Raw genomic sequence first — 24,879 nt, 5'->3', positions numbered from 1 at the left:
CCATGAGTCCGACCGGGGGCGAGCAGGCGTTTCGCGTCGAGGTCGACGGTCCGCTGCTGGCCAACCGGGGCGGCCTCTATGGCGCGGGCGACGTCCGCTGCCGCGCGCCGGCCCGGACCTTGGCCGAGCACCGCTATGCGCGCTCGGCGATCGGCGCGGTGGTGTCGGGCCTGTTCGACTACCTGACCCCTTGCGGCGCCGCGACCGTCTCGCCGGGCGCGATCGTGCTAGGCAACGCCGAGGACCCCTTCGGCTGTCTGCATCTGGACGGCGCCGGCAATCGTCGCGCGGTGCTGGCCTTGGACGAGGGGCTGTTGGCCGAGCTGGCCGAAGATCTGCGATGCTCCGAAGGACGGTTCGCGGTCGCCGCCGTGGCGCCCGGACGCGCGACCGCAACGCTGTACGGGGCGATCCGTCGCCTGGCGCGCGACCCTCGTCCGCAGGAGGAGGCCGTCGTCGGCGTCACGGCCGGGGCCCTGGCCCTGGGGCGGCGCGTGCGCCGGCGTGACGCTAGCCGGGTCGATCATCGCCGGGTCCGGGAGGTGGCCCACGAGATCGAGCGCCGCTACGCCGAGGCTCTGCCCCTGACCGCGTTGGCCGCCAGCGCCGGACTGTCGCGCTATCACTTCATTCGCGCCTTCCGGGACGTCACGGGCGAAACCCCGCGCCAGTTTCAGATCGGCGCGCGCCTGAAGGCGGCCGCCGACCAATTGCTGGACACCAAGGCGCCGATCACGACCATCGCCCTGAACGTCGGCTTCAACGACCTGTCGTACTTCAACCACACTTTCCGCGACGCCTTCGGCCAATCACCAAGGGCGTGGCGCGGGATGGCCTGACCTTAGCGCAACAAAACCCAAGTTCGGCGCGCCCGCGCCTGCCACCTTGTCCAGACCGAGGTTCAGGGGAGCAGGGCGGGCGATGGTGTCGGCAAAGGCGGTTCCCTATGCGTTGGGCGCGTTCGTGTTGGGCGTCCTGGGGCTGATCTCAGGCGACTTCGCCTTCCAATGGCAGCCCGTGCCGGAACACGTTCCTCTCCGCTCCGTGCTCGCTTCCGTCTCCGCCGCCGCCATGGCCGGCGCCGCCCTGGCGGCGGTGCTGCCGCGCCTGGCGCGGGAGGGGCGGCTGCTCCTGGCGATCTTCTTCGGTGTGTGGGCCGTCTTGCTCCACGGTCCCCACGTCGCCCTCCAGCCCGGCTCCGTGGCCGAATGGCTGGGCGTGGCCGAGAGCGCGGCCATGGCGGCGGGCGGCGTCGCCCTCTTCGCTGAAACCCTCAAGGCGGAGACCTGGCGACGCCACCTGACTTTTTCGAGCCGGATGGCCTTTGGCCTGTGCCTGCTGGTCTTCGGCCTGTCGCACTTCGTCTACCTGGCCTTCACGGCCCAGATGGTTCCGGCCTGGCTGCCCTGGCGGACGGGCTGGGCCGCGGCGACCGGGGCAGGGCACGTCCTGGCGGGTCTCGCCTTCCTATCCAATCGCGGGCTGAAGGCGGCGGGGCCCGCGATCACCGGCATGATGGCCAGCTTCGTGGTGCTGCTGCACATCCCGCGGATCATCGCCGAGCCAGCCAGCCGCATGGAATGGACGATGACGGCGGTGGCCCTGACCCTGACCGGCGCGGCCTTCGCGCTCTGGCGGCGGACCGTCGAGCCCAAGCTCGAGGCCGAGCCCGCCATTCAGTGATGGGCGTGGTGCTCGGCGTTGCGCTTGCGGGTTGCGGCGGCCTTCTTGGCCGAGGCTGATCGGTCCGCCGCACTGCGATGGGCCGAGGCCTCGCCGCCCTTCTCGCCGCCTTTGTGGGCCGCCGGATGGCCAGTGTGCTTGCCACGGCCGGAACCGCCGGCCTTCTTGCCGCCGCCGTCGTCCTTGTTGACCGTGGCCCAGGCCCGCCGCTCGGCTTCCTTCTCCGAGACGCCGCGGGCCTCGTAGCCGTCGGCGATGTGGTCGGCCTTGCGCTCCTGCTTGTCGGTGTACTTGCTCTTGTCGCCCTGGGGCATGGCGAGTCTCCTCTGCTGCGAGACCTAACCAGCCCACGCCAGGCTGGTTCCTACGGCCGACCTTCCAGCGCAAGCAGGGCGAAAAGCGCGCCTTCGGTGTCCGACAACCGCCAGCCGCGATAGGTGAAGACCTTGCCCGCGCGGAAGTCGGCGGCGGCCAGGGCGCCCAGCCGGGCCAAGGCGTCAGGGCCGCGTCCGGTCGGGAACAGGCGGACGGCGAGCGCTCGCGCGGTGACATCGGCGTGCTGAGCGCGCCAGGCCTTGCCGATCCGATCAACGGCGGCGGGATCGAGGCCGGCAAAGGCGTCCGATCCCGCCGCGCGGGCCAGGGCGGGCGTGGCGGCGAACGCGACGAGGGCGGCCAGGAGGTCGCGGCGGCTGGTCATCGGGCGGCTCCCGTCTCGCGCTTCAGATGGTCGGCCAGGCGCATCACCAGGGCCAGGATCGTCAGGGTCGGATTGGCGATGCCAGAGGTCGGGAAGACCGAGCTGCCGGCGACATAGAGGTTGTTGGCCTCGTGCAGCCGTAGGTCCGGATCGACGACGCCCTTCCTGGGGTCGGCGTGCATCCGCGTCGCGCCCATGTGGTGGCGCGAGGCGCTGGAGATCGCCAGCAGCTTGCTTCGTTCGATCGACCAGCACATCCGCCCCTCGCCGGACGCGCCCAGGGCGTCGGCCAGGCCCATCACCGATCGCTCTAGGTCGGCATGGTCCTTCTCGCCATAGGTCCAGGTCAGGCGCACGCGGGGCAGGCCCAGCGGATCCTTGTGCTCGGGATCCAGGGTCACGCGGCTGTCGGGATTGGGAAAGTGCTCGGCCATGGCGAAGTAGCCGAGCATCTGTGCCTCGTCCTGGCCGCCAGCGACCCGGCCGTTGGCTCGGCGGAGGGTCTGGGTGTCGGCCCCGACCGGCGTCTCCGTTCCCGAGGGCTTGGTGCGGAACAGGGTCGCGGTGAAATTCCCGGTCCCCATTCGCTTTTGGGCTTTAGGTCCCGCGCCGACGACGCAATGAGCCATCCGGCCCTTACCCGGGGCGTACAGGTCCATTGGAGCGGCGCGCGAGACGACCAGAGCCGTGCCTTCGGTCTCGCTGTCGCCGTCGCTCGAATAGGTCACGTGACCCTGGAAGAAGCGCCCGACCAAGTCCTCGCGATTGCCCAGATTGTCGGAGGCCAGCAGCAGACGGACGTTCTCGATGCCGCCGACCGCCAGCACATAGCGCGCGGCCTTGGCCGTGTGACGCTTGCCGTCCAGGCAGGCGATATCAAGGCCGGTGATCCGGTCGCCCTGACGACGGATCTTCACGACATTGGCGTACAGATAGACGGTGATGTTGGGAGCGTCCGCGAATTTGGTGCGGAAGGCCTCGAAGGCTGTCTTGTCCACGCCGCCCGAGAACCTCGAGAACTCGCGCGGCGCTGGGAAGAAGCCGTCCTCCGGGTCCAGCGCCAGCGGCTGGCGTTGGGGCTCGGTGGGCTTGGGCCGCTCCAGCGGGAAGCGGGGGATCTCCAGCAAGTCGCAGGCCCGATCGTAGTAGGGCTGCATCTGTTCGCGGGTGATCGGCCAGCCGCTATGGGGGATCCAGGCGCGCTCGGCGAAGTCGGCGGGGTCCAGCGGCGCGCACTTGCCGCCCCAGACCATGCCCGAGCCGCCCAACGCCCGGACTCGTGACTGGACCGGATAGTCGTCGAACGGCCGGTCGGGATTGCCCGGCGCCCGCTGGACGCCGGAGCCGGCGTAGAGGGCCTGGTTCTCCATGTCGATCTCCAGGCCGCCGCTCTCCAGGATCGCCACCTTCAGCGGCCCGCCGGCCAGTTCCTTGGCCAGGGCGATGCCGGCCATGCCGCCGCCGATGATCACCAGATCGGCCTCGATCGGGCTGGCGTCAGGCAAGGTTCGGGCGTCGATGATCGCCATCGTTGAGGTCTCGCTTGATTTTAAAGGGGAAAGTCGGGGCGGCTTAGGACCGCGCGCCCCGGCTCTTCAAATAGGCCACGACATCGGCATGGCCGTTCCGCCGAGCCTCGCCCATCGGCGAGCGGGTCTGGCCGGGATTGGCCGGGACCGCGCGGTTCACGTCGGCGCCGTGCTCGACCAGATAGGTGACGACGTCGAGGCCGCCAGCCTGGGCGGCGTTGATCAGCGGGGTTTCGTCGCCGGGGACGAACACCTCGACATTGGCGCCGCGCTCGACCAGCAGGCGGACGACGGCAAGGTTGCCGGACAAGGCGGCCTGGATCAGTGGCGCGCCGTCGCCGCGCACGGCCAGGTTCGGATCGGCGCCGGCGGCCAGCAGCGCCTGGACGATCTCCAGCTGGCCATGGCGGGCGGCCTCGATCAGCGGCGAGCCGTCGCCGGGCAGCACGGTGTTCACATTGGCGCCGAGGGCGATCAGCTCGCGGACGGCGGCCAGGTCGCGGGCCCGGACGGCCTCGAACAGCGGACCGCCAAGGTGGCGCGCCACGGCCTTCTGAGTTTGCTGAGGCGTTTGCTCGACCACCTGGGCCGGCTGGGCGGCCCAGGCGGCGACGCCGGCGCCGAGGCTGAGGATCGCGACAACGGCGGCGCCAGCGAGATGGCGGGAGCGATTGGAATGGTGACGGGCGAGCATGGTGAAGCGTTCCTTCAGTTGCTTGTTGGCCGAGGCGGGCCAGTGGCAGCCCAGCGGCGGGGCGCAGGCGGCCAGCTGGGTCTTCAGCATGGCTTCGCCGTAGGCGCGGCGGGTCTTGGGGTGGCGGGCCAGGACGGCGGCGTCGCAGGCGACTTCCTGGTCGATCCGCAGGGCGGCCGCGCCGACATGGACCAGCGGGTTGAACCAGAACAGGCACTGCAGCGCCGTGACGGCGGCGTTGATCTGGGCGTCGCCGACCGCCAGATGGTTGCGCTCGTGGGCCAGGATCAGGGCCTGCTCCTCGGCGGTGAAGCGTTCGGCGAAGTCTGCGGGCAGCACGACGCGCGGAGCCAGGGCGCCGATCACGGCGGGACCGGCGCCGGGGCGTTCGGATCGCAGCAGGCCGACTTCGTCGGTGGCGCTGAGCTTGCCCAACGAGCGGACGAACCGCCGCTGGCGCTCGGCCTGGACGATCAGGCCGCCAAACGCGACGGCGATCCACAAGCCCAGCAGGATCTCGCCGACGGGCAAGGATCGCAGCTGGCGAGGGGCAGGCTTGATCAGCCGCCTGGTCGCGGCCGACGCCTGGGCCTCGGCGACCACCGCCGCCGGCTTGGCCGTGGCCGGAGCGGGCAGGGCGATCGTTCGCGCCGGGACCAGCAGGGCCAGGATCGACAGCGGCGCGACCAGCCACAGGGCGTAGGCGCTGCGGGCCCCGAACATCGCCCGAACCGGCTTGCGCAGAACGAGGATCAGCAGGACCGCCGCCGCCAGGGCGAGGTTGGCCTTCAGCAGGAAGAGGATCAGGTCACTGGTCATCGTCGATCTTCTCCAGCAGCCGGCGCAGCGCCGCGACGTCCTCGGGGTTCAGCTTCTCGCGCTTGGAGAAGTGGCTGACCAGAGGGGCGAGGCGGCCGTCGAACAGGCGGTCCAGCAGGCCTTGGCTCTCGGCGTCGACATAGTCCTCGCGGCCGATCAGCGGGCGGTAGAGGAAGCGGCGGCCGTCCTTGTCGGCGGCGATCGCGCCTTTCTTCAGCAGGCGGTTGAGCAGGGTCTTCACCGTGCCCTCGGCCCAGCCCTGGTTTTTGGCCAGGATGGCGAGCATGTCCTCGGCGGCCTTGGGGCTGTCGGCCCACAGGACCTTCATGACTTCGCTCTCGGCGGCGCTGATGCGTTGCGGGGTCGTTTCCATACTCCGACGATTACGCATGTAAACGATCGCGTCAAGCCAACGATTACGCACGTAAACGAAATGTAATGCAGCGGTTGGACCAAGACCCCGAAGCGGCGTAATCCTGGCGGCCGACTTCAGGGAGGGGCTGGATGGCCGAGACGCTGCAGATGGGCCTGCCGGGCTTCGACCCGCCGACGCCGACCGACCGGCTGATGTTCCTGCTGTATCCGGACCCCGCGACGGCCGAGAGGATCGCCCGCGAGGCGCGCCGCCTGAAGGATGCGCTGAACCTGCGTGGCGCGCCGCTGCTGACCGACCGTTTCCACATCACTTTGCATCACCTGGGCGACTATGTCGGCCTGCCGCGTGATCTGGTCCGCAAGGGCGAGGACGCCGGCCAAGCCCTGGCCACGGCGCCTTTCGAAGTCACGTTCGACCGCGCCGTCAGCTTCGCCAACCGGCCGGGCAACAACCCGTTCACGCTGCAAGGCGGCGACGGCGTTCAAGACCTGATCGGCTTCCAGCGGAAACTCGGGCTGGAAATGGCCAAGACGGGCCTGAAGCCGGACAAGCAGTTCCTGCCCCACATCACGCTGCTCTACGACGGCCAGGTGATCCCGGCCCAGGACATCGAGCCGATCCGCTGGACGGTGAACCGCTTCGTCCTGGTCCAGAGCAAGCTGGGCCAGACCCAGCACATCGTGCTCAAGGCCTGGGAGCTGACCTGATGGCGACGGCGGCCGAGGTCCTCCAGGAACTGGAAGCGCTCGGCAGCGAAAGCCACCGGGAAGGCATGGCCCGCTACGCCATCCACGCGCCGAAGGCGTTCGGCGTCGCCGTCGGTCAGCTTCGCGCCCTGGCCAAGCGCCTCGGTCGCGACCATGCCCTGGCTCAGGCGCTATGGGACACCGACTGGTACGAGGCGCGGCTGTTGGCCGGCATGGTCGATGACCCGAAGCTCGTCACACCCCAGCAGATGGACGCCTGGCGCGCCGACTTCGACAACTGGGCGGTCACCGACACGCTCTGTTTCGACCTGTTCGACCGCACGCCCCACGCCTTGGCCAAGATCGACGAATGGGTGAGGCTCGACGGCGAATTCGACAAGCGCGCCGGCTTCGTCCTGCTGGCCTGCGTGGCGCTGCATCGCAAGGAACTGCCGGACGCGCCGTTCCTGGACCGGCTGCCGCTGATCGAGGCCGGCGCCACGGACCCGCGCAACTTCGTCAAGAAGGGCGTCAACTGGGCGCTGCGGGCGATCGGCTCGCGCAAGAGCCCGGTCCTGAAGGCGGCGGCCCTCGAAGTCGCCGCGCGGCTGGCGGCGATGTCGGATCCCACCGCCCGTTGGAACGGCAAGGACGCCCTGCGTCAGCTGAACAAGAAGACCGCCTGAGGCGATTGGCGCGGCGAAGTCTCTCGGCTAGGGCAGGGGAGACGACGCGGCCTGGATTCGGCCCGCATCGAGGAGCCCGGCCATGACCCCGACGATGTACGGCATCAAGAACTGCGACACGGTCGCCAAGGCCCGCAAGTGGCTGGAGGACCGCGGCCAGGCCTATGTTTTCCACGACTACAAGACGGCCGGCATCGATCGTCCGCGCCTCGAAGGCTGGGTGAAGGAACTTGGCTGGGAAGTGCTGCTGAACCGCGCCGGCACGACGTTCCGCAAGCTGGACGAGGCCGACAAACAGGACCTGAACGCCGACAAAGCCATCGCCCTGATGCTGGCCCAGCCGTCGATGATCAAGCGTCCGGTGCTGGACCTGGGCGACCGCCGCCTGGTCGGCTTCAAGCCAGACCTCTACGACACCTTCCTGACCTAAGTCCCGGATTTATCCACGCTCTTCGTCGCCGGGTGAGCGAAGTTTAAGACGACAACCTTCGGGGGATCAGTCTATCACTGGACGGAACATCCGCCGTGGGCGGACTGAAGGGGGCTTTAGGCGCGTGGGGGAGAACGGCGTCTCGCGGTACGAACTGGTCATCTTCGACTTCGACGGCACGCTGGCCGACAGCGCGGCGTGGATGATGCGGGCTGTCAATCCGATGGCGCGCCGGTACGGCTTCAAGACCGTCACCGACGAGGAGATCGAGATGCTGCGCGGCCGCAGCACCCGTGAGGTGATCCGCTATCTGGGCGTCTCGCCCTGGAAGCTGCCGCTGATCGCCCGCGCCGGCAAGAAGCTGATGGCCGCCGACGCCCACACCATCCCGCTGTTCCCCGAGACTGCCTGCATGCTGCGCGCCCTGCACCAGGCGGGCGTCAAGATCGCGGTGGTCAGCTCCAACAGCGAGGCGGTGATCCGCCGCGTGCTGGGCGAGGAGCTGTCCGAGCTGATCAGCCTCTATGCCTGCGGCGCGTCGCTGTTCGGCAAGGCTCGCAAGTTCAAGCAGGTCACCGCCCGGGGCGTGTCGCGCGACAAGGTCCTCTGCATCGGCGACGAGACCCGCGACATCGAGGCCGCCCGCGCGGTGGGCCTGGACTGCGGGGCCGTCGGCTGGGGCTACGCCAAGCCCTCGATCCTGGCCGAACATCAGCCCACCGTGTCGTTCGCCTCGATGTCCGAAATTATTTCGTACGTGTCTGCATCCAGCCCGGCGGTCGGCGGCGACTAACCTTCGAAAGCGCGAATGATCGCGCCGATGATCGAAGGGACTTGAGACCGTGGACGACCTGTTCCGTGACTTCTGGTGGCTGATGTTCCCCATGGGCTTCATGCTGCTGGGCGCCTTCCGCGCATGGTTGGACTATCGCGCCCGTCGCGAGGTGGTGGAGACGCTCCGCGACCTGGCCAAGACCGGACGCGAAGCTCCGGCCGCCCTCGTTGCTCAACTCGACGCGCGCTAGGAGGATCCGATGGCCGAAGACATCTTCCGTCAGTTCTGGTGGCTGATCTTCCCGCTCAGCTGGTTCGTGTTCGGCGCCTGGCAGAGCTGGCTGTCGTACCGCGCCAACCGCGAGACGCTGGACCTGATCAAGACCTACGCCGCCGCCGGCCGCGAGCCGCCGCCCGAATTGATGGCCAGGCTTAACAAGCGCTGGCACGGCGACGACGACGACCGAGATGAGCGTCCGCGGTATCGCCGCCGTCGCGAGCGGACCTGGTATCAGGTGGTGCTGTTCGGTTCTCTGAGCATCGGCTTCACGGTCGCCGCCGCGACTAACATCTATGGCGCGGGTCAGGCCTTCGTCATCGTGGCCTTTGTCCTGGGGGCCTTGTGCGCGGCCACCCTGGTGCAGGTGCTGCTCGATCGGAATGGCCCGACCGTCTGATGGAGGCCGCGCTTGTCAGGCAGGCGCGCGCGGGCTCCCAGGCCGCCTTCGCGCGGCTGGTGGCGATCCACGAAAAGCCTCTGCGCGGCTTTCTGCGCAAGAGTGGCTGGATCGACGCCGACGACATCGCCCAGGAGGCCTTCGTGGCGGCCTGGGCGGCCCTCTCCAAGCTGCGCGAGGACGAAGGCTTCCGGGCCTGGCTCTATGGCGTGGCCTGGAAGAAGGCGCTCTCGCAGCGGCGCGGCGCTCAGCGCGCGGCGGCGCGAGATGAAGCCTGGCGCGGCGAGCAGGAGCTGGAGGCCGCCGCCGAGGTCGGCGCCGAGGACCGCATGGCCCTCGAAAAGGCCCTGGCGACCCTGCCCGAGGATCAGCGCGCCTGTGTCACCCTGTGTCTTGGCCAAGGTTGGTCGCATGCCGAGGTCTCCGACGCCCTCGGACTTCCTTTGGGCACCGTCAAATCGCATGTTACCCGTGGTCGAGAGCGACTACTGGCCGTTCTGGGAGGTACGTGATGAACCTGGACGATCAACTCTCGGCCTTCTTGGGCGAAACGCCCAAGCAAGGCCTCGCCGACGTCTTCAACGCCGAGGTGCTGAAGCGGGCCGAGCAGCGTGAGTTCCTGGACCGCCTGATGGCCGCCGCCGCCGGAGCGGTGGTGATCGCCCTGGTCCTGTGGGCTTGTGCGCCGGTGCTGAACCTGGCCGTCTCGATGATCGCGCCGGCCCTGGCCCCGATCGCCGCGGTTTTCGCCTTCGCCGGCGCGGTGGTGGTGACGGGCGGCCCGACCGTCTGGCGTCGCCTGGGGCTGTCGATCGGCTGAGGGCTTTTGCGATTTCGCGCCTTACGAAAGTTTCATCCCGGCGGGCGCCTCCAAACGGGGCCGTGAACGCCTCTTACTAGTGAAGGCGGCGCGGGGGCGTCGTCCACCTAACTGGAGGATTGAAAAATGGGTCCTGAAATCGTCGTTCCCGTCGTCGGCTGCATGATGATCGTCGCCATCGTCTGCCTGCCGATCTACTTCAAGAGCCGCGAGCGCCGCGAAATGCAAGCCACGCTCCGCGTCGCCATCGAGAAGGGCCAGCCGATCCCACCCGAGGTGATCGAGGCCATGACCCGCGCGGTGAAGATGCCGCCGACCCGCCTGCGCGACCTGCGTACCGGCGTGATCTGGCTGGCGATCGGCATCGGCATCGGCCTGGCCACCTACTTCGGCGACTTCATTCATGGGGACGGCGACTTCGACAGCATCGGTCTTGCTTGTATCCCGGCGGTGATCGGCGTGGCCTTCATCGTCCTGAGCTTCTTCAATCCGAACAAGGAAGAGCGGGTCTAGAACCCGAAGCCTTGGGAGGGGCTTGAATCCAATGGGCATGGAACGCCCGCCAACCGGTCACGATGTCGAGCTCGCCGCTCTCGCGGCGGCGGGCGACCGACAGGCCTACGGGGAGCTGGTGCGCAGGCACGGCTCGACCGTCCGGGGACTCTTGAGGCGCCTGGGCGCCGACTCGGCCAGCGCCGACGACCTGGCCCAGGACGCCTTCATGGCCGGTTTCGAACAGGTGGCCGACTATCGGGGCGAGGGGACCTTCGGCGCCTGGATCAAGAAGATCGCCGCGCGGCTCTATCTGAAGAAGGTCAGGCGCGATGCGCGATTGATCTTCTCGGACAACGCCGAGCCGGTCGAGGAAGTGATGGTGCGCGACGCGTCGGGGGACGCCGCCAGCCGTATCGACCTCGACGAAGCGCTGAAGGCCTTGTCCCGGGGGGAGCGTCTGTGCGTTTCCCTCTGCTACGGGGCCGATTGGTCTCACGCCGAGGCGGCGGAGGCCTTGAACATCCCGATCGGCACGGTCAAATCCCATGTCAAACGTGGTTTGGATAAACTCCGGGCGAAACTGGCCCGACCCGAGGAAGGCGCGAGGAGGGAAGCTCATGGCTGAACCCGATTTCGAAGCGCAGCTGAGCCGTATGTTCGCTGAAGCGCCGTCGTTTCCGGACACGGCGCTGTTCAACGCCGAGATGGCGGCTAAGCTGGACCGTGGCTGGGCGATGCGGCGGATGTTCATTGGCGCGGCCGGCGTGGCGGCCGGGGTGATCGCCGCGTTCCAGATCCTGAGCACCCGCTTCTCTAGCGAAGTTTCGCAGCTGTCGAAGAGCAGCAGCCACAGCTTCGAAACCGAAATCAGCGCGGGCGTGGCCAAGTTCAACGCGGTGCTGACGACCCCGTCCAGCGCCGAGGCGGTCTGGCTGGCGGCCGGTCTGGCGGTGGTGGCGATCGCGTTCTTCGTGACGCGGGTGGTGGAGGACTTCTAGAGCCTCGCCGCCCGTCTTATCGCTGTTCATGTTGCGATGCGGCGCGATCCGGCCCACAAACGGCGCCCGTAAAGTACGCCGCTAGGGAGGGGTTCGCCCTGTCCGCTCATCGTGAAGAGACGGTTCGCCGTCTGGCCGCCCCCGACATCACCGCCCGCAAGGGCGGTGTGCCGATCGTCTGCCTGACCGCCTACACCGCGCCGGTCGCCGCCGCCTTGGACGACGCCTGCGATCTGCTGCTGGTCGGGGATTCGGTCGGCATGGTGGTCCATGGCCTGCCCAACACCGTGGGCGTGACCTTGGAGATGATGATCCTGCACGGCCAGGCGGTGATGCGCGGCTCGAAGAAGGCCATGGTCGTCGTCGATATGCCGTTCGGCTCGTACGAGGCCTCGCACGAGGAGGCCTATGCCAACGCCGTGCGGATCATGAAGGAGACGGGCGCCCAGGCCGTGAAGGTCGAGAGCGGCCCGACCGTGCCCGAGACCATCGCCTATCTGACCCGGCGCGGCGTGCCGGTCATGGGTCATGTCGGCCTGCGCCCCCAGGCCGTGCTGCTGGAAGGCGGCTTCAAGGCCAAGGGCAAGGACGAGGTTGGCCGCGCCAAGGTGCTGGAAGAAGCGCGCCTGACCGCCGAGGCCGGCGCCTTCGCCATCGTCGTCGAGGGCGTGGCCGAGAGCCTGGCCCGCGAGGTCACGGAAGCCGTTTCGGTCCCGACCATCGGCATCGGCGCCTCGGCCGGCTGTGACGGCCAGGTGCTGGTCACCGACGACATGCTGGGCCTGTTCGACTGGACCCCGAAATTCGTCCGCCGATACGCCGACCTGAAGGGCGAGATCGAACGCGCCGCGGCCGAATACGCGCGTGACGTGAAAGATCGCAGCTTTCCGGGCGAGGCCGAGACCTACTACGCCAAAAAGGCATGAAACGGCGCGTTGCGACGCGACGCGGCACGCTATAGGTTCGCCGCCTCGGCGAGCGGCCCTCCGCTAGCCACAATCTGTCGTAAACCAGCGACGTCGGCCCAGTGCGGGTGTGACGTCCAAGGGCGGCGCCGCCCCTTTCGGAGCTTCGTTTCGTGGTCGATGTTTTTGACGAAGTCGAAGAGCAGCTTCGGTCGGAGCGCTATCGCACCCTGCTGGTGAAGTCGCTGCCCTGGGTGGCGGCGGCGACGGCGGCCGTGGTGATCGGCGTCGGCGGCTACTGGGGCTGGAACTCCTACCAGACCAACCAGTCCAACAAGGCTTCGGAAGGCTATCAGGCCGCGCTGGAAACGGCGCAGAAGCAAAGCCCGTCTCAGGCCTTCGGCCAATTCAAGGCGATCGCCGACGGCGGCGCCGAGGGCTACAAGGCGCTGGCCCTGCTTCAGATGGGCAACATCCGCCTCGAAGAGAGCAAGACCAAGGAAGCCGTCGCCTATTTCGACGAAGCCGCCAAGGCCGCGCCCAGCCCGCTGCTGGGCGACCTGGCGCGCCTCAAATCCGCCTTCGCCCTGATGGACACCGCCTCGTACAAAGACATCGAGACGAGGTTGACGCCTTTGGCGGGGGAAAAGAGTCCGTACCGCGTGTACGCCAAGGAGGGGCTGGCGTTCGCCAAGCTGCAGGCCGGTGATCTGGCCGGCGCGCGCGCGGACTTCGTGATTCTGGCCAACTCGCTGGACACCAGCACCTCCGAGGATGTGCGCCAGCGCGCCCAGGCGGCCATGCAACTGATCGACTCGGGCGCCGCCAAGAACCTGGCCGCCGCCGTGAAGGCGGCCGCCAGCCTGCCGGCGACGCCGCCGCTGAGCCAGCTGCCGCCGACCGCCCTGCCCAACGCCGCCCCCAACGCCCCACAATGAGCCGCCTGATGATCTCCAAGCGTTCCGTCGCCCTGGTCGCGCTGATGTCGGCGACCATGGCCGTCAGCGGCTGTTCGACCGTTTCCAAGCTCAATCCGTTCGGCGGCAAGGACAAGAACAAGTCTACCGCCAGCCAGGGCCAGCGGATCTCGATCATCGCCTTCGACCAGAAGGTCGAGCCCGCGGAATCGCTGAAGGGCGCCGACTTCTTCCTGCCCGATCCGGTGGTGCAGGCCGATTGGCGCCTGCCGGGCGGCAATCCCGAGCAGTCGATCGAACACGTCGACGCCGGCAAGGCGTTCGAGATCGCCTGGAAGCGCGGCTTCGGCAAGAAGGGCGGCCGCAAGTTCCATGTCACCGCCCCGCCGGTGTCGTCGGGCGACCGCATCTATGTGATGGACGGCGAGGCCGACGTCGTGGCGATGGACGCCAAGACCGGCTCGACCATCTGGCGCAAGGACCTGCGTCCGGCCGCCGGCCCGACCAAGAAGGGCGGCTTCCTGGGGCTGATGCCCAAGAAGAACGATCGCCTCGGCTTCGGTGGCGGCGTGGCCTTGGGCCCGAACAACAAGCTCTATGTCGCCTCGGGCTTCCGCTTCGTGGCCCAGATCGACGCTGCGACCGGCGATATCGGCTGGACCCAGCAGACCTCGACCCCGATCCACGGCGCCCCGACGGTCGCCGACGGTCGGGTGTTCGTCGTATCGACCGACAACGAGCTGCTGACCTACAACGCCGAGAACGGCACGCCGGGTTGGACCTACCAGGCCCTCAGCGAGCCGGCCCGCATCCTGGCCGCATCGAGCCCCGCGGTCAGCGGCGACACCGTGGTCTCGGGCTTCGCCTCGGGCGAGCTGGTGGCCCTGCGCGCCGCCAACGGCAACGACCTGTGGAGCGAAGCGCTCAGCCGCGCCAGCCGCACCAACGCCCTCTCCGAGATCCGCGACATTCCGGGCCGTCCGGTGATCTACAAGGGCGACGTGTTCGCCGTCAGCCACTCGGGCGTGTTCGCCGCCACCGACCTGCGCACGGGCCAAGCCCRCTGGAGCCTGCCGGTGACCGCGATCACCACCCCGTGGGCCGCCGGCGACGTCGTCTATGTCGTCGACAAGGCCGGCCAGGTGATCTGCGTCGCGCGGGAAACCGGCTCGGTCTACTGGATCCAGGATCTGAACGACAGCGCCAAGCTCAGCAAGAAGCAGAAGAAGAAGCGCGCCAAGCATCCGCGCCTGTGGTCGACCCCGATCCTGGCCAACGGCCGCCTGATCACCGCGTCCAGCGACGGCGAAGCCGTGGTCCTGAACGCCAAGACCGGCGCCAAGGAAAAGACCCTGAAGATCGGCGCGCCGGTTCTGCTGAACCCGATCGCGGTCGGCAGCATGATCTATCTGGTCACGGACGACGCCGACCTGGTCGCCATCCGCTAGACCGATCGGGCCTTTTCGGGCCCGAAAGACAACTTGAAACGCTCTGAAGCCCGGGTCCGCGAAAGCTGGCCCGGGCGTTCGCTTTTGCGAGATGGGCTAAAATCGACTACTGGACGCCTATGCCTTTGAAACTCGCCATCGTCGGACGCCCCAATGTGGGCAAGTCCACGCTGTTCAACCGCCTGGCCGGCAAGAAGCTGGCCATCGTCGACGACCAGCCGGGGGTCACCCGCGACCGCCGCTACGCCGACGGCCGCCTGGGCGACCTGGACCTGCACCTGATCGACACCGCCGGCTTCGAGGACGTCGCCGACGAGAGCCTGGAGGCGCGGATGCGCGCCCAGACCGAGCTGGCGATCGAAGAGGCGGACGTCTCGCTGTTCATCTATGACGCCCGCGAAGGCGTCACGCCGCTGGACGAGGTGTTCGCCGCCTTGCTGCGCCGTCGCGGCAAGCCGGTGATCATCGCGGCCAACAAGGCCGAGGGCAAAGCTGGCCAGTCGGGCATTGGCGAGGCCTACAAGCTGGGTCTGGGCGAGCCGATCCCGATCTCGGGCGAGCATGGCGAGGGGATGGCCGAGCTCTACGCCGCCATGCTGGCGGCCTTTCCTGAGGACCAATACTCCGACGACGAGGACGATGACGACAAGCCGATCCGTCTGGCCATCGTCGGCCGCCCGAACGCGGGCAAGTCCACCCTGATCAACCGCCTGATCGGCGAGCAGCGCCTGCTGACCGGCCCGGAGGCGGGCATTACCCGCGACTCCATCGCGGTCGACTGGATCTGGGGCGACAAGAAGGTCCGCCTGGTCGACACCGCCGGCCTGCGCAAGAAGGCCAAGGTGCAGGAGAAGCTGGAGAAGCTCTCCACCCAGGACACCATCCGCGCCATCACCTTCGCCGAGGTCGTGGTGCTGGTGATGGACGCCACCCATCCGTTCGAGATCCAGGACCTGCAGATCGCCGACCTGACCGAGCGGGAAGGGCGGGCCCTGGTGTTCGTGCTGGCCAAGTGGGATCTGATCGAGGACCAAGCCGCGACCTTGGCGGCTTTCCGCGAGCACGCCGAACGCATGCTGCCCCAGGTGCGCGGCGCGCCGGTGGTGGGGCTGTCGGGCGAGACCGGCAGCGGCGTCAACAAGCTGATGCCGGCCGTGCTGAAGATCCACAAGGACTGGTCGACCAAGGTCAAGACCCGCGACCTGAACGACTGGCTGCAGATGGCCATGCAGCGTCACCCGCCGCCCGCCGTCAGCGGCCGCCGCGTCAAGCCCAAGTACATGGCCCAGACCAAGGCCCGTCCGCCGACCTTCGTGCTGTTCTCCAGCCGCGCCGACCAGATGCCCGACCACTATCGGCGCTATCTGATCAACAGCCTGCGCGAAAGCTTCGACCTGCCGGGGGTGCCGCTGCGCATCACCATCAAGTCGGGCGCCAACCCCTATGCCGACGGCGAGGCCAAGGGTCACAGCGGCCGGGGCAAGCGCGAGTTCGAGCGCCGCGAACGGGAGGAAGAGCGCATCCGCGCCTCGCGTAACACGGTCAAGAAGTCCAAGCGCATCGCCGACGAGGCCGCCGCCAAGGCCGCGGCCGAGGCGGGCCTGCCCGATCCGACCAAGCCGGCCCCCAGGCCGAAGAAGGCTGCTGCGTCCAAGGGCGCCGCCCCCGTCGCCCCCGTCGAGAGCGCCGCCGCGTCGGAACCCGGCAAGGCCGCCGTCAAGTCGGTCAAGAAGCTGGGCCCCAAGGTCCAGAAGAAGGTCTCGACCACGCCCAGCTACAAGGTCGGCGCCAAGTCGGCCGGCGGCAAGGCGGCCGGACCCAAGCGCCCCACCGCCGGCTCGCGCACCGTGCGTGGCAACACCCGTCCCGGCGGCTCCAAGGGCCGCTGATCGCCTTATCTTCGCCTCGCGCGTTCCGGCTAGTGAAGCTTGAGCGCGGGAGGCGACGATGGGGTGGAGATGGATCTTGGGGCTGGCGATGCTGCCCGTCTTGGCGGCGTCAGCCGAAGCCTCGGCCGAGGACTACAAGCCCGTCGTCTGCAAGAGCGCGGTGACCTATGCCGGCGCGCCGCTGCATGCGCCGGTCACGCCGCCACTCGTCGGCCAGATCCCCAAGACCGCGCTCGATCCCGCGACCATCGCGCGGTTGGAGGCGGGCTTCGCGCAAGCCAGGGCGGCGACCAAGGCGCCGGCCCTGACGGCTGCCGTCCTGATCCCCGGCAAGGGCACGTGGCAGCGCACCGACAGCGGCGACCAGCCGCCACTGCTGTTCTGGGCCAGCGCGGGCAAGACCTTGATCGCCGTGGTCGTCTTGCAACTGGTTGAGGCTGGCAAGCTCAAGCTGGAAGATCCGATCAGCAAGTATGTGGCCAGTGTCCCGAACGGTGACGTGGTGACGATCCGCGACCTCCTGGCCCACACCGGCGGCCTGTTCAGCGCCAACGAAGACCTGAAGGCTAGGGCGGAGCACCGCGCCCACACGCTGGACGAGGACCTGAAGATCATCGCCCGTCATGGGGCGTTCTCGTGTCCGGGCGAGCGCTGGCGCTATTCGAACACCGGCTACGCCTTGCTCGGAAAGGTTATCGAGACGGTGGACGGGCGATCCTGGCAGGACGCGGTCGACGCCCGCATCGTCAAGCCGCTGGGGCTGAAATCGCTGCGGATGCTGGCGGACGGCGACAGGGCCGAGGACGTGGCCAAGCTGGTCTCGGTCAAGGAGGCGCCAATGCAGCCGGCCTGGGCGGGCGCGGCGGGGCCGGCCGTGGGCTCGGCCAGCGACATGGCGCGGGTATGGGCGGCGTTGCTGGGCGGCAAGCTGCTGAAGCAGGACGCCGTCACGACGATGTTCGCCCGGCTCTATCCGATGTTCGACAGCGGCAGCTTCTACGGGCTGGGCGTGATGGCGATCGAGGTTCCCGAGCCCGACGGCTCCAAGTCACTGTGGCTGGGCCATCTGGGCGGCGCGCCGGGCGCCAACGCGGTCGTGGCCTATTCGGTCAGGGATGGCGCGATCGTGGCCGCCGCCCTGACCGGTGACGGCTCGGCGGCGGCGACGGCGAACCTGCTGCTAAGGCAGGTCAGGGCTCCCTAGAATTCTTCCCACTCCGTCGCCGGCGCGGCGGCCGCGCCGCCGCCGGGGCGGGCGAAGCTCTGGATCCGGGCGCGCTGTTCGGCCACCGGGTTACGGGCCGGCGCGTGGCGCGCGGGCTGCGCCGGCTCGGGGCGGCGCACGCCGCCGGTCTGGAAGCGCGCCACCTGACGGGCCAGATCCTGGGCCTCGCCGCGCAGCGAGGCGGACGAGGTGTTGGCCTGTTCGACCATGGCGGCGTTCTGCTGGGTGACCTGGTCCATCTGGTTCACCGCGGCGTTGACCTGGTTCAGGCCGGTGGCCTGTTCCTGCGAGGACTCGGCGATCTCGCGGATCAGGCTGTTGATCTCGCCGACCTTGCCGACGATGCCCTCCAGGGCCTGGCCGGTGTCGCCGACCAAGCGGACGCCGCGCTCGACCTGGGCGGTCGAGTTGGCGATCAGGCCCTTGATCTCCTTGGCCGCGTCGGCCGAACGCTGGGCCAGGGCCCGGACCTCCTGGGCGACGACCGCGAAGCCTCGGCCGGCGTCGCCGGCCCGGGCGGCTTCGACCCCGGCGTTCAGGGCCAGCAGGTTGGTCTGGAAGGCGATTTCGTCGATCACCCCGATGATCTGGGTGATCTGGCCCGAGGACTTTTCGATCTCGCCCATGGCGGCGACGGCCTCGCGGACCACCTCGCCCGAGCGGTCGGCGTCCGTGCTGGCGGTCGAGGCGGCGGCCGAGGCCTGCTTGGCGCCGTCGGCGCTGCGGCGCACCGTGGCGGTGATCTCGTCCAGGGCGGCGGCGGTCTCTTCCAGGCTGGCGGCCTGCTGCTCGGTGCGCTTGGACAGGTCGTTCGAGGCGCTGGCGATCTCGTTGGCGCCGCTCTCCATGCCGTTGGCCGCGTCGGCGATCGCGCCCATGGCGTCCTTCAGGCTGTCGATGGCGGCGTTGAAGTCTTCCTTCAGCTGGGTGTAGCGGCCGTCGAACCGGTCCTCGATGCGGGCGGTGAGGTCGCCGCGGGCCAGGCGACCCAGGCTCTGGGCCAGGACCGAGACGACGTGGTCCTGTTCATGCCGGACCTCTTCGCGCTCGGCGTCGGCGGCGTGGCGTTCCGTTTCCATCGCCGTGATGTCGGCGGCGAACTTGATGACCTTGAACGGACGCCCGTGCTTGTCGAGGATCGGGTTGTAGGAGGCCTGGATCCAGACCTCCTTGCCGCCCTTGCCGATGCGCTTGAACTTGTCGGCCACGAACTCGCCAGCGTTCAACGCGCGCCAGAACTCGCGGTAAGCCGGCGTGTCGATCGCGCCGCTCTCGACGAACATGCTGTGCTTGCGCCCCTGGATCTCTGAAAGGCTATAGCCCAGGGCCCGCAGGAAGTTGTCGTTGGCGGTGAGGATCGTGCCGTCGAGGCTGAACTCGATGACCGCCTGCGAGCGCTGGATGGCCGCGACCACGCCTTCCAGGTCGGTGATCTTGGCCGAGGCGGCGGCGTCTTCGCGGCCGAAGGAAAACAACGCCATGAGAATGAGCCCCCGCTCTGTGTGAAAGTCGACACAAAGCTGTCCAGGATCAGGGTTAATTGCTTCCTAACCACGAATGACCTTCACCCAATCTGGGTCGCCGATCGGCGATCGCGGGGATTTAGGGTGGCATTTCAGGCCGACAAACAACCCTGACGGCTGTTTTTCGCAGCGATTTCAGCGAGAAGCGCGGTTCGCCCTCACGCGTCGACGCTGGGTGATTCCTGGCCGCGATCCTTGAAACGGACGACGCCCTTGGGCGGTTCGCGGTCGGGGCGGACCAGGTCGACGACGAACGGGACGATGGTCTCCGGCGCAGGCACGGTCTTGGGATCCTCGCCCGGGAAAGCGCCCGACCGCATCCGCGTGCGCATGGCGCCGGGGTCGACACAGAGGGCGCGGACGGCGGTGTTTTCCATCTCGTCGGCATAGACGTCGACCATGGTCTCCAGCGCCGCTTTGGTGGCCGCGTAGGCACCCCAGAAGGCCGGACGGGTCTTGGCGACGCTGCTGGTGAAGAACAGGGCCCGGCCGGCGTCGGAGGCGCGCAGCAGCGGGTCCATGGCCCTGACCAGGCGCCAGTTGGCGGTCAGGTTGGTGGACAGGATCATGTCCCAGCCCTTCGGCTCCAGGTGGCTGACCGGGGTGAGGGGACCCAACACGGCCGCGGCGCCGACCAGGATGTCCAGCTTGCCCCAGCGCTGGTGGAGCGCCGCGCCCAGGTGGTCCAGGCCGTCGGGCTCGCGCAGGTCCAGCGGGACCAGCGTGGCGCGCTCGCCGGTGGCTTGCAGGATCGCGTCGTCCAGGGCCTCGAGCGCGCCTTGGGTGCGGCCCGTGGCGATCACGTGGGCGCCGGCCTTGGCCAGGCCCAGGGCGACCGCTTCGCCGATGCCGCGCGTGGCGCCGGTGACGAGGGCGATGCGGCCGGCCAGCGGCTTTGTGGAGTCGGAAGTCATGGCGCGGGTTCTAGAACAGGGAAGGTGAAACGGAAACCGGCGGAAGCCCTTAAGCTTCCTTGGCCCGCTGGGCGTAGTGCTGAGCGATGACCGAGCAGGCCATCAGCTGGATCTGGTGGAAGATCATCAGCGGCAGGACGATGATCCCCGCCGTCGGGCCGGGGAACAGGATGCCGGCCATCGGCACGCCCGTGGCCAGGCTCTTCTTGGAGCCGCAGAACATGATGGTGATCTCGTCTTCCTTCGAGAAGCCGAGGGCGCGCGGGCCAAAGGTGGTTGCGGCCAGGACGATGGCCAGCAGAACGCAGCAGGCGACGACCAGCACGATCATCTCGACCACCGAAACCTTGTGCCAGATGCCGCCCACGACAGCCTCGCTGAAGGCGGCGTAGACCACCAGCAGGATCGAGCCGCGATCGACATAGCCGACCAGCGCCTTGTGCTTCTCGACCCACCGGCTGACCAGCGGCCGCGCCAACTGGCCGACGATGAACGGCAGCAGCAGCTGGATGACGATGTCCTGCACCGATTTCCAGCCGCCGGCCGCGCCGCCTTGGGTGTGCATCAGCAGGCCGACCAGAACCGGGGTGATGAAGATCCCGAACAGGTTCGAGGCCGAGGCCGCGCAGACGGCGGCGGCGACATTGCCCCGGGCGATCGAGGTGAAGGCGATCGAGGACTGCACGGTCGAGGGCAGGCAGCACAGGAACAGCATGCCCGCCGCCAGGGTCGAGGACAGGATCCCCAGCTTGCTGGCGATCACGCCCAGGACGGGGAACATCACGAAGGTGAAGGCCAGGATCAGCAGGTGCAGCCGCCAGTGGGTGATCCCGGCGACCACGGCCTCGCGCGACAGCTTGGCCCCGTGCAGGAAGAACAGCAGGGCGATGGCCAGCTTGACCACGAGCTTGAGGTCGGTCGCCGCCTCACCGCGCACAGGTAGGATCGAGGCCAGAACGACCATGCCGAATAGGGCGATGACGAAAGGCTCGAGCTTCAGCTTATCGAGCAGGCTTTTGAAACCCATGGACAAATCCCCGTCCCGCCAGCCCTTGATCTAGGCCTTGGGGGACGAGGGGTATGTCACGCGCTGACCAGCAGCGAAAGCTGCTTGTCGTTGGTTTCGTTACGGCCTTCGGCGATCTCGCGGTCCGTCAGGCGGGTCGGATAGTCGCCGGTGAAGTAGTGGTCGGTGAACTGCGGGGCGGCCGGGTCGCGGGGACCGGCCTCCAGCGCGTCGTACAGGCCTTCGACCGACAGGAAGCCCAGGCTGTCGACCTCGAGGAACTTGGCCATCTCTTCCAGCGACTTGTTGGCCGCCAGCAGCTGTTCGCGTTCGGGCATGTCGATGCCGTAGAAGTCGGGCCACTTGATCGGCGGGCTGGCCGAGCGGAGGTGGACCTCCTTGGCGCCGGCCTCGCGGACCATGCGGACGATTTTCAGCGAGGTAGTGCCGCGCACGATCGAGTCGTCGATCAGCACGACGCGCTTGCCGGCCAGGATGGCGCGGTTGGGGCTGTGCTTCATGCGCACGCCCAGCTCGCGGACGCCCTGGGTCGGCTGGATGAAGGTGCGGCCCACATAGTGGTTGCGGATGATGCCCATCTCGAACGGGATGCCGCTCTCCTGGGCGAAGCCGAGCGCGGCCGGTACGCCGCTGTCAGGCACCGGCACGACGACGTCGGCCTCGACGCCGGTCTCCTTGGCCAGGTTGCGGCCCATCCGCTTGCGTACGCCATAGACCGAGCGGCCGTTCACCATGCTGTCGGGACGGGCGAAATAGACATATTCGAACACGCAGGGCCGGGCGGCCTTGGTCTGAAAGGGCTTGGTCGAGGTGACGCCGGTCTCTTCGATGACCACCATCTCGCCGTGCTCGACGTCGCGCACGAAGCGGGCGCCGATCATGTCCAGCGCGCAGGTCTCCGAGGCCAGGACCGGCTTGCCGTCCAGGTCGCCCAGCACCAGCGGGCGGATGCCCAGCGGGTCGCGCAGGCCGATCATCTTCTTGTTGGTGATCGCCACCAGGGCGTAGCCGCCCTCGATCTGGCCGACCGCGTCGATGAAGYGGTCGACGATCTTGGCCTTCCGGGAGCGGGCGATCAGGTGAAGGATCACCTCGCTGTCGGAGGTCGACTGGAAGATCGCGCCTTCCTGGACCAGGCGTTCGCGCAGGGTCAGGAAGTTGGTCAGGTTGCCGTTGTGGGCGATGGCCACGCCGCCGGTCTCGAGATCGGCGAACATCGGCTGGACGTTGCGGATGCCGCTGCCGCCGGCCGTCGAATAGCGAGTGTGGCCGATGGCCATGTTGCCGGGCAGGCGCTGCACCAGGTCCGGGCCGGTGAAGGCGTCGCCGACGTGGCCCATGTGGCGCTCGGTGTGGAAGCGGCCGCCGTCGAAGGCGGCGATGCCGCAGGCTTCCTGTCCGCGGTGCTGCAGGGCGTGCAGGCCCAGGGCCGCGATGGCGGCGGCGTCGCGCACGCCGAACACGCCGAACACGCCGCATTCCAGGCGAAGCGTATCGTCCTCCGGGTCACGCCAGGGCGTGGACGAATAGCAGTCGGTCGACTGGCCTAGGAAGGTCATCGCGATTTCTCCACCAGGTCGTCGAGCTGTCGACGCTGGTTATCATCATAGCCTTTTCCGGTCGATTTCTCGCCGGACGTATTGTCGCCGCCCTCGTGAACGGCGTCCTTGATCGCCGGCGCCAGCTTGCCGGCCAGCGCCTTGCCCTTGGGCGCGAAGACCTTCAGCACTTTGCCGCTGGCTTCGGACACGGGGTAGAACAGCGAGTCCTCGACCCAGTGCGGCATGCGGTCCGGCGGCGTCGCCAGGTGCAGCAGCAGGTTGAAGACGCCCAGGATCACGCAGGCGCGGACCAGGCCGAAGGTCGCGCCGACCCCGCGGTCCAGCGTCCCGGCCGAGGTCTCGTGCAGGCTGGCGGTCAGGCGGCCGCCGATCAGGCGGAAGATCAGGAAGAAGACGACGAACACCACCAGCACCGCCGCGCCCGTGGCGGCCCAATCGGGGTCCATCAGCTTGCGGAAGATCGGTCCGCTGATCCGCAGGCCGAACAGGGCGATGGCGGCGGCGAAGATGAATGACAGGGCCGAGGTCAGCTCGCGCGAGGCGCCGCGCACCCAGCCGGTCACGCCGGACACCAGCAGCAGCAGGCCGGCGATGATGTCGAACGGCGTCACGTCAGGTTGCTCCAGATCTCGTCGCCGATCCGGCGGACGGCGTCGGTCAGTCGCGCGACCCCGGCCACGGGCAGGGCGCCGCCGCCTTCGGGAAGACCGGAGAGTGGTCCCAGCGCGCGGCCAAATCCCAGTTTCGCGGCTTCCTTCAAACGCGTCTCCATCCGGCTGACGGGTCGTACTTCGCCCGACAGACTGACCTCGCCGAACACGACGCAGTCCTGGGGCAGGGCGACGTCCAAGGCGGAAGAGGCCAGGGCCGCCGCCGCCGCGAGATCCGCCGCCGGTTCCGTGATGCGCAGGCCGCCGGCGACGTTCAGATAGACGTCCTTGTCGCCAAAACCAAGGCCGCATCGGGACTCCAGCACCGCCAGGACCATGGCCAGACGTCCGGAATCCCATCCGACCACGGCGCGACGCGGCGTTCCGTACGCGGAGGGCGCGACCAGGGCCTGGAACTCCACCAGGACGGGCCGCGAGCCTTCGATGCCGGCGAACACCGCCGCGCCGGCCGATCGCTCGCCGCCTTCGTTGAGGAACAGGGCCGAGGGGTTCTTGACCTCGCGCAAGCCGACGTCGCCCATTTCGAACACGCCGATCTCGTCGGTGGCCCCGAAGCGGTTCTTGGCTCCGCGCAGGATCCGGAACGGATAGCCGCGCTCGCCCTCGAAGCTGAGCACCGCGTCGACCAGGTGCTCGACCACGCGCGGGCCGGCGATCTGGCCGTCCTTGGTGACGTGGCCGACCAGCAGGATCGCCACGCCCTTCTTCTTGGCCAGACGCACCAGCTCGGTGGCGCAGGCGCGGACCTGGGTGACGGTGCCGGGCCCGGCCTCGTGGGCGTCGCTCCACATGGTCTGGATCGAGTCGATGACCACGAGGTCGAAGTTGTCGCGCTTCAGCCCGTCCAGGATGTCGCGCAGCGCCGTCTCGGCCGCCAGGCTGACATTGGCCTTGGCCAGGCCCATGCGCTCGGCGCGGCCGCGGATCTGCGCGACGGCTTCCTCGCCCGAGATATAGGCGCACGAGACCCCGCGGAGGGCGGCGCTGGCGCAGACCTGCAGCAGAAGCGTGGACTTGCCGACCCCGGGGTCGCCGCCGATCAGGATGGCCGAGCCGGGAACGACGCCCCCGCCACAGACGCGGTCGAATTCGTCGACGCCGGTCAGGATGCGCGGCGGCGGAGCGGTCTCGCTCTCCAGGCCGGTGAACTGCAGGYCGCGCAGGCGGGTGGACTTGGTCGTCGACAGGGCGCCGGGGGGCTTGGCCCCGACCTCCTCGACCAGTGTGTTCCAGCTTTGGCAGGCGGGACACTGGCCGGACCACTTGGTCTGGACCGCGCCGCAGGACTGGCAGGCGTAGACGGCGCCGTCGCGGGCCATGAGGGCTCCTGATTCTCGAATGGGTGGAGATTACTCCTTGGCGGGGCGCTGCGCCAAAGCCGGACGCAGCCAAGGTAGGCAATACGCGTTAGGGTAGTGGGTGGTGGAGGAT

Annotated in this window: 29 protein-coding genes; 18 read left to right on the top strand and 11 right to left on the bottom strand. The window is 68.6% G+C overall.

What is annotated here, in order from left to right; translation table 11 throughout:
- The first annotated feature begins 2 nt into the window (after nucleotides 1-2).
- A complete protein-coding gene (locus tag AC1DSO_RS06730; RefSeq protein ID WP_477068111.1) occupies nucleotides 3-839 on the top strand; it encodes a helix-turn-helix transcriptional regulator in 837 nt (278 codons plus the stop codon).
- Nucleotides 840-921: 82 nt separating this feature from the next.
- Nucleotides 922-1,683 carry a DoxX family protein gene (locus AC1DSO_RS06725; RefSeq protein WP_477068110.1) on the top strand — a complete coding sequence of 254 codons (762 nt, stop codon included), beginning with the start codon at nucleotides 922-924 and terminating at the stop codon, nucleotides 1,681-1,683.
- Here AC1DSO_RS06725 and AC1DSO_RS06720 read toward each other — a convergent pair.
- From AC1DSO_RS06720 to AC1DSO_RS06700, 5 genes are read right to left on the bottom strand one after another with little or no spacing between them, the layout of a single operon-like run.
- The gene (locus tag AC1DSO_RS06720; RefSeq protein ID WP_477068109.1) at nucleotides 1,677-1,997 is read right to left on the bottom strand and encodes a plasmid stabilization protein; all 321 of its coding nucleotides are present in this window, start codon (nucleotides 1,995-1,997) and stop codon (nucleotides 1,677-1,679) included. The genes AC1DSO_RS06725 and AC1DSO_RS06720 overlap by 7 nt on opposite strands.
- 50 nt (nucleotides 1,998-2,047) lie before the next feature.
- Complete coding sequence (locus AC1DSO_RS06715) at nucleotides 2,048-2,383, bottom strand: hypothetical protein (RefSeq protein ID WP_477068108.1); 336 nt, start codon at nucleotides 2,381-2,383, stop codon at nucleotides 2,048-2,050.
- Complete coding sequence (locus AC1DSO_RS06710; RefSeq protein ID WP_477068107.1) at nucleotides 2,380-3,912, bottom strand: GMC oxidoreductase; 1,533 nt, start codon at nucleotides 3,910-3,912, stop codon at nucleotides 2,380-2,382. Before AC1DSO_RS06710 ends, AC1DSO_RS06715 begins: the two co-directional genes overlap by 4 nt.
- Before the next feature lie 43 nt (nucleotides 3,913-3,955).
- Nucleotides 3,956-5,425, bottom strand: coding sequence for a M56 family metallopeptidase (locus AC1DSO_RS06705; protein ID WP_477068106.1), 1,470 nt, complete (start codon nucleotides 5,423-5,425; stop codon nucleotides 3,956-3,958).
- The gene (locus AC1DSO_RS06700; RefSeq protein ID WP_477068105.1) at nucleotides 5,415-5,798 is read right to left on the bottom strand and encodes a BlaI/MecI/CopY family transcriptional regulator; all 384 of its coding nucleotides are present in this window, start codon (nucleotides 5,796-5,798) and stop codon (nucleotides 5,415-5,417) included. Before AC1DSO_RS06700 ends, AC1DSO_RS06705 begins: the two co-directional genes overlap by 11 nt.
- Nucleotides 5,799-5,929: 131 nt before the next feature.
- On the opposite strand from AC1DSO_RS06700, the gene AC1DSO_RS06695 reads away from it, so the two are divergent.
- The 16 genes from AC1DSO_RS06695 to AC1DSO_RS06620 all read left to right on the top strand — a co-directional run bounded on the left by AC1DSO_RS06695 (nucleotide 5,930) and on the right by AC1DSO_RS06620 (nucleotide 17,730).
- Nucleotides 5,930-6,508, top strand: coding sequence for a 2'-5' RNA ligase family protein (locus tag AC1DSO_RS06695; protein WP_477068104.1), 579 nt, complete (start codon nucleotides 5,930-5,932; stop codon nucleotides 6,506-6,508).
- Nucleotides 6,508-7,173: a DNA alkylation repair protein gene (locus tag AC1DSO_RS06690; protein WP_477068103.1), complete on the top strand. Its 666-nt coding sequence runs from the start codon at nucleotides 6,508-6,510 to the stop codon at nucleotides 7,171-7,173. The genes AC1DSO_RS06695 and AC1DSO_RS06690 overlap by 1 nt, the downstream gene beginning before the upstream one ends.
- Before the next feature lie 82 nt (nucleotides 7,174-7,255).
- Nucleotides 7,256-7,603, top strand: coding sequence for an ArsC family reductase (locus AC1DSO_RS06685; RefSeq protein ID WP_477068102.1), 348 nt, complete (start codon nucleotides 7,256-7,258; stop codon nucleotides 7,601-7,603).
- A gap of 88 nt (nucleotides 7,604-7,691) precedes the next feature.
- A complete protein-coding gene (locus tag AC1DSO_RS06680) occupies nucleotides 7,692-8,396 on the top strand; it encodes an HAD family hydrolase (RefSeq protein WP_477068138.1) in 705 nt (234 codons plus the stop codon).
- A gap of 49 nt (nucleotides 8,397-8,445) precedes the next feature.
- The gene (locus AC1DSO_RS06675) at nucleotides 8,446-8,628 is read left to right on the top strand and encodes a hypothetical protein (RefSeq protein WP_477068101.1); all 183 of its coding nucleotides are present in this window, start codon (nucleotides 8,446-8,448) and stop codon (nucleotides 8,626-8,628) included.
- Nucleotides 8,629-8,637: 9 nt separating this feature from the next.
- The gene (locus tag AC1DSO_RS06670) at nucleotides 8,638-9,054 is read left to right on the top strand and encodes a hypothetical protein (protein ID WP_477068100.1); all 417 of its coding nucleotides are present in this window, start codon (nucleotides 8,638-8,640) and stop codon (nucleotides 9,052-9,054) included.
- A complete protein-coding gene (locus tag AC1DSO_RS06665; protein ID WP_477068099.1) occupies nucleotides 9,054-9,566 on the top strand; it encodes an RNA polymerase sigma factor in 513 nt (170 codons plus the stop codon). Before AC1DSO_RS06670 ends, AC1DSO_RS06665 begins: the two co-directional genes overlap by 1 nt.
- Nucleotides 9,566-9,874, top strand: a complete 309-nt coding sequence (locus AC1DSO_RS06660) for a hypothetical protein (protein ID WP_477068098.1) — start codon at nucleotides 9,566-9,568, stop codon at nucleotides 9,872-9,874. Before AC1DSO_RS06665 ends, AC1DSO_RS06660 begins: the two co-directional genes overlap by 1 nt.
- Before the next feature lie 126 nt (nucleotides 9,875-10,000).
- Nucleotides 10,001-10,387 (top strand): DUF6249 domain-containing protein, encoded by a 387-nt coding sequence (locus AC1DSO_RS06655; protein WP_477068097.1) that lies wholly within the window; start codon nucleotides 10,001-10,003, stop codon nucleotides 10,385-10,387.
- A 22-nt stretch (nucleotides 10,388-10,409) separates the two neighbouring features.
- Entirely contained in the window at nucleotides 10,410-10,994 is a 585-nt protein-coding gene (locus AC1DSO_RS06650; protein ID WP_477068096.1) for an RNA polymerase sigma factor, read from the top strand.
- Nucleotides 10,987-11,367: a hypothetical protein gene (locus AC1DSO_RS06645; RefSeq protein WP_477068095.1), complete on the top strand. Its 381-nt coding sequence runs from the start codon at nucleotides 10,987-10,989 to the stop codon at nucleotides 11,365-11,367. Before AC1DSO_RS06650 ends, AC1DSO_RS06645 begins: the two co-directional genes overlap by 8 nt.
- A 98-nt stretch (nucleotides 11,368-11,465) precedes the next feature.
- Nucleotides 11,466-12,293: a 3-methyl-2-oxobutanoate hydroxymethyltransferase gene (panB, locus tag AC1DSO_RS06640; protein WP_477068137.1), complete on the top strand. Its 828-nt coding sequence runs from the start codon at nucleotides 11,466-11,468 to the stop codon at nucleotides 12,291-12,293.
- Between the two features lie 152 nt (nucleotides 12,294-12,445).
- Nucleotides 12,446-13,210, top strand: coding sequence for a tetratricopeptide repeat protein (locus AC1DSO_RS06635; RefSeq protein ID WP_477068094.1), 765 nt, complete (start codon nucleotides 12,446-12,448; stop codon nucleotides 13,208-13,210).
- Entirely contained in the window at nucleotides 13,207-14,637 is a 1,431-nt protein-coding gene (locus AC1DSO_RS06630; RefSeq protein ID WP_477068093.1) for a PQQ-like beta-propeller repeat protein, read from the top strand. Before AC1DSO_RS06635 ends, AC1DSO_RS06630 begins: the two co-directional genes overlap by 4 nt.
- A 119-nt stretch (nucleotides 14,638-14,756) precedes the next feature.
- Nucleotides 14,757-16,526, top strand: coding sequence for a ribosome biogenesis GTPase Der (gene der / locus AC1DSO_RS06625; protein WP_477068092.1), 1,770 nt, complete (start codon nucleotides 14,757-14,759; stop codon nucleotides 16,524-16,526).
- Between the two features lie 76 nt (nucleotides 16,527-16,602).
- Nucleotides 16,603-17,730 carry a serine hydrolase domain-containing protein gene (locus tag AC1DSO_RS06620; protein WP_477068091.1) on the top strand — a complete coding sequence of 376 codons (1,128 nt, stop codon included), beginning with the start codon at nucleotides 16,603-16,605 and terminating at the stop codon, nucleotides 17,728-17,730.
- Here AC1DSO_RS06620 and AC1DSO_RS06615 read toward each other — a convergent pair.
- The 6 genes from AC1DSO_RS06615 to radA all read right to left on the bottom strand — a co-directional run bounded on the left by AC1DSO_RS06615 (nucleotide 17,727) and on the right by radA (nucleotide 24,767).
- On the bottom strand, nucleotides 17,727-19,232 hold the full coding sequence (locus AC1DSO_RS06615) for a methyl-accepting chemotaxis protein (protein WP_477068090.1): 1,506 nt from the start codon (nucleotides 19,230-19,232) through the stop codon (nucleotides 17,727-17,729). The two genes, AC1DSO_RS06620 and AC1DSO_RS06615, sit on opposite strands and share 4 nt — an antisense overlap.
- 200 nt (nucleotides 19,233-19,432) lie before the next feature.
- Entirely contained in the window at nucleotides 19,433-20,188 is a 756-nt protein-coding gene (locus tag AC1DSO_RS06610; RefSeq protein ID WP_477068089.1) for an SDR family NAD(P)-dependent oxidoreductase, read from the bottom strand.
- Between the two features lie 49 nt (nucleotides 20,189-20,237).
- Nucleotides 20,238-21,215 carry a bile acid:sodium symporter family protein gene (locus AC1DSO_RS06605; protein ID WP_477068088.1) on the bottom strand — a complete coding sequence of 326 codons (978 nt, stop codon included), beginning with the start codon at nucleotides 21,213-21,215 and terminating at the stop codon, nucleotides 20,238-20,240.
- Nucleotides 21,216-21,271: 56 nt separating this feature from the next.
- Nucleotides 21,272-22,774 carry an amidophosphoribosyltransferase gene (gene purF, locus AC1DSO_RS06600; RefSeq protein ID WP_477068087.1) on the bottom strand — a complete coding sequence of 501 codons (1,503 nt, stop codon included), beginning with the start codon at nucleotides 22,772-22,774 and terminating at the stop codon, nucleotides 21,272-21,274.
- Nucleotides 22,771-23,388 (bottom strand): CvpA family protein, encoded by a 618-nt coding sequence (locus tag AC1DSO_RS06595; protein WP_477068086.1) that lies wholly within the window; start codon nucleotides 23,386-23,388, stop codon nucleotides 22,771-22,773. The genes purF and AC1DSO_RS06595 overlap by 4 nt, the downstream gene beginning before the upstream one ends.
- On the bottom strand, nucleotides 23,385-24,767 hold the full coding sequence (radA, locus tag AC1DSO_RS06590) for a DNA repair protein RadA (RefSeq protein WP_477068085.1): 1,383 nt from the start codon (nucleotides 24,765-24,767) through the stop codon (nucleotides 23,385-23,387). Before radA ends, AC1DSO_RS06595 begins: the two co-directional genes overlap by 4 nt.
- Nucleotides 24,768-24,879 lie beyond the last annotated feature (112 nt).

The sequence above is a fragment of the Caulobacter sp. P4_E5 genome (genome assembly GCF_056401555.1).
Note: the sequence above shows the minus strand (reverse complement) of the source record. Positions and strands in the feature narration are given on the sequence as shown.

Coding starts and splice junctions, on each gene's coding strand:
- AC1DSO_RS06730 (WP_477068111.1), top strand. CDS start 3: ATGAGTCCGACCGGGGGCGAGCAGGCGTTTCGCGTCGAGGTCGACGGT.
- AC1DSO_RS06725 (WP_477068110.1), top strand. CDS start 922: ATGGTGTCGGCAAAGGCGGTTCCCTATGCGTTGGGCGCGTTCGTGTTG.
- AC1DSO_RS06720 (WP_477068109.1), bottom strand. CDS start 1,997: ATGCCCCAGGGCGACAAGAGCAAGTACACCGACAAGCAGGAGCGCAAG.
- AC1DSO_RS06715 (WP_477068108.1), bottom strand. CDS start 2,383: ATGACCAGCCGCCGCGACCTCCTGGCCGCCCTCGTCGCGTTCGCCGCC.
- AC1DSO_RS06710 (WP_477068107.1), bottom strand. CDS start 3,912: ATGGCGATCATCGACGCCCGAACCTTGCCTGACGCCAGCCCGATCGAG.
- AC1DSO_RS06705 (WP_477068106.1), bottom strand. CDS start 5,425: ATGACCAGTGACCTGATCCTCTTCCTGCTGAAGGCCAACCTCGCCCTG.
- AC1DSO_RS06700 (WP_477068105.1), bottom strand. CDS start 5,798: ATGGAAACGACCCCGCAACGCATCAGCGCCGCCGAGAGCGAAGTCATG.
- AC1DSO_RS06695 (WP_477068104.1), top strand. CDS start 5,930: ATGGCCGAGACGCTGCAGATGGGCCTGCCGGGCTTCGACCCGCCGACG.
- AC1DSO_RS06690 (WP_477068103.1), top strand. CDS start 6,508: ATGGCGACGGCGGCCGAGGTCCTCCAGGAACTGGAAGCGCTCGGCAGC.
- AC1DSO_RS06685 (WP_477068102.1), top strand. CDS start 7,256: ATGACCCCGACGATGTACGGCATCAAGAACTGCGACACGGTCGCCAAG.
- AC1DSO_RS06670 (WP_477068100.1), top strand. CDS start 8,638: ATGGCCGAAGACATCTTCCGTCAGTTCTGGTGGCTGATCTTCCCGCTC.
- AC1DSO_RS06665 (WP_477068099.1), top strand. CDS start 9,054: ATGGAGGCCGCGCTTGTCAGGCAGGCGCGCGCGGGCTCCCAGGCCGCC.
- AC1DSO_RS06660 (WP_477068098.1), top strand. CDS start 9,566: ATGAACCTGGACGATCAACTCTCGGCCTTCTTGGGCGAAACGCCCAAG.
- AC1DSO_RS06655 (WP_477068097.1), top strand. CDS start 10,001: ATGGGTCCTGAAATCGTCGTTCCCGTCGTCGGCTGCATGATGATCGTC.
- AC1DSO_RS06645 (WP_477068095.1), top strand. CDS start 10,987: ATGGCTGAACCCGATTTCGAAGCGCAGCTGAGCCGTATGTTCGCTGAA.
- der (WP_477068092.1), top strand. CDS start 14,757: ATGCCTTTGAAACTCGCCATCGTCGGACGCCCCAATGTGGGCAAGTCC.
- AC1DSO_RS06615 (WP_477068090.1), bottom strand. CDS start 19,232: ATGGCGTTGTTTTCCTTCGGCCGCGAAGACGCCGCCGCCTCGGCCAAG.
- AC1DSO_RS06610 (WP_477068089.1), bottom strand. CDS start 20,188: ATGACTTCCGACTCCACAAAGCCGCTGGCCGGCCGCATCGCCCTCGTC.
- AC1DSO_RS06605 (WP_477068088.1), bottom strand. CDS start 21,215: ATGGGTTTCAAAAGCCTGCTCGATAAGCTGAAGCTCGAGCCTTTCGTC.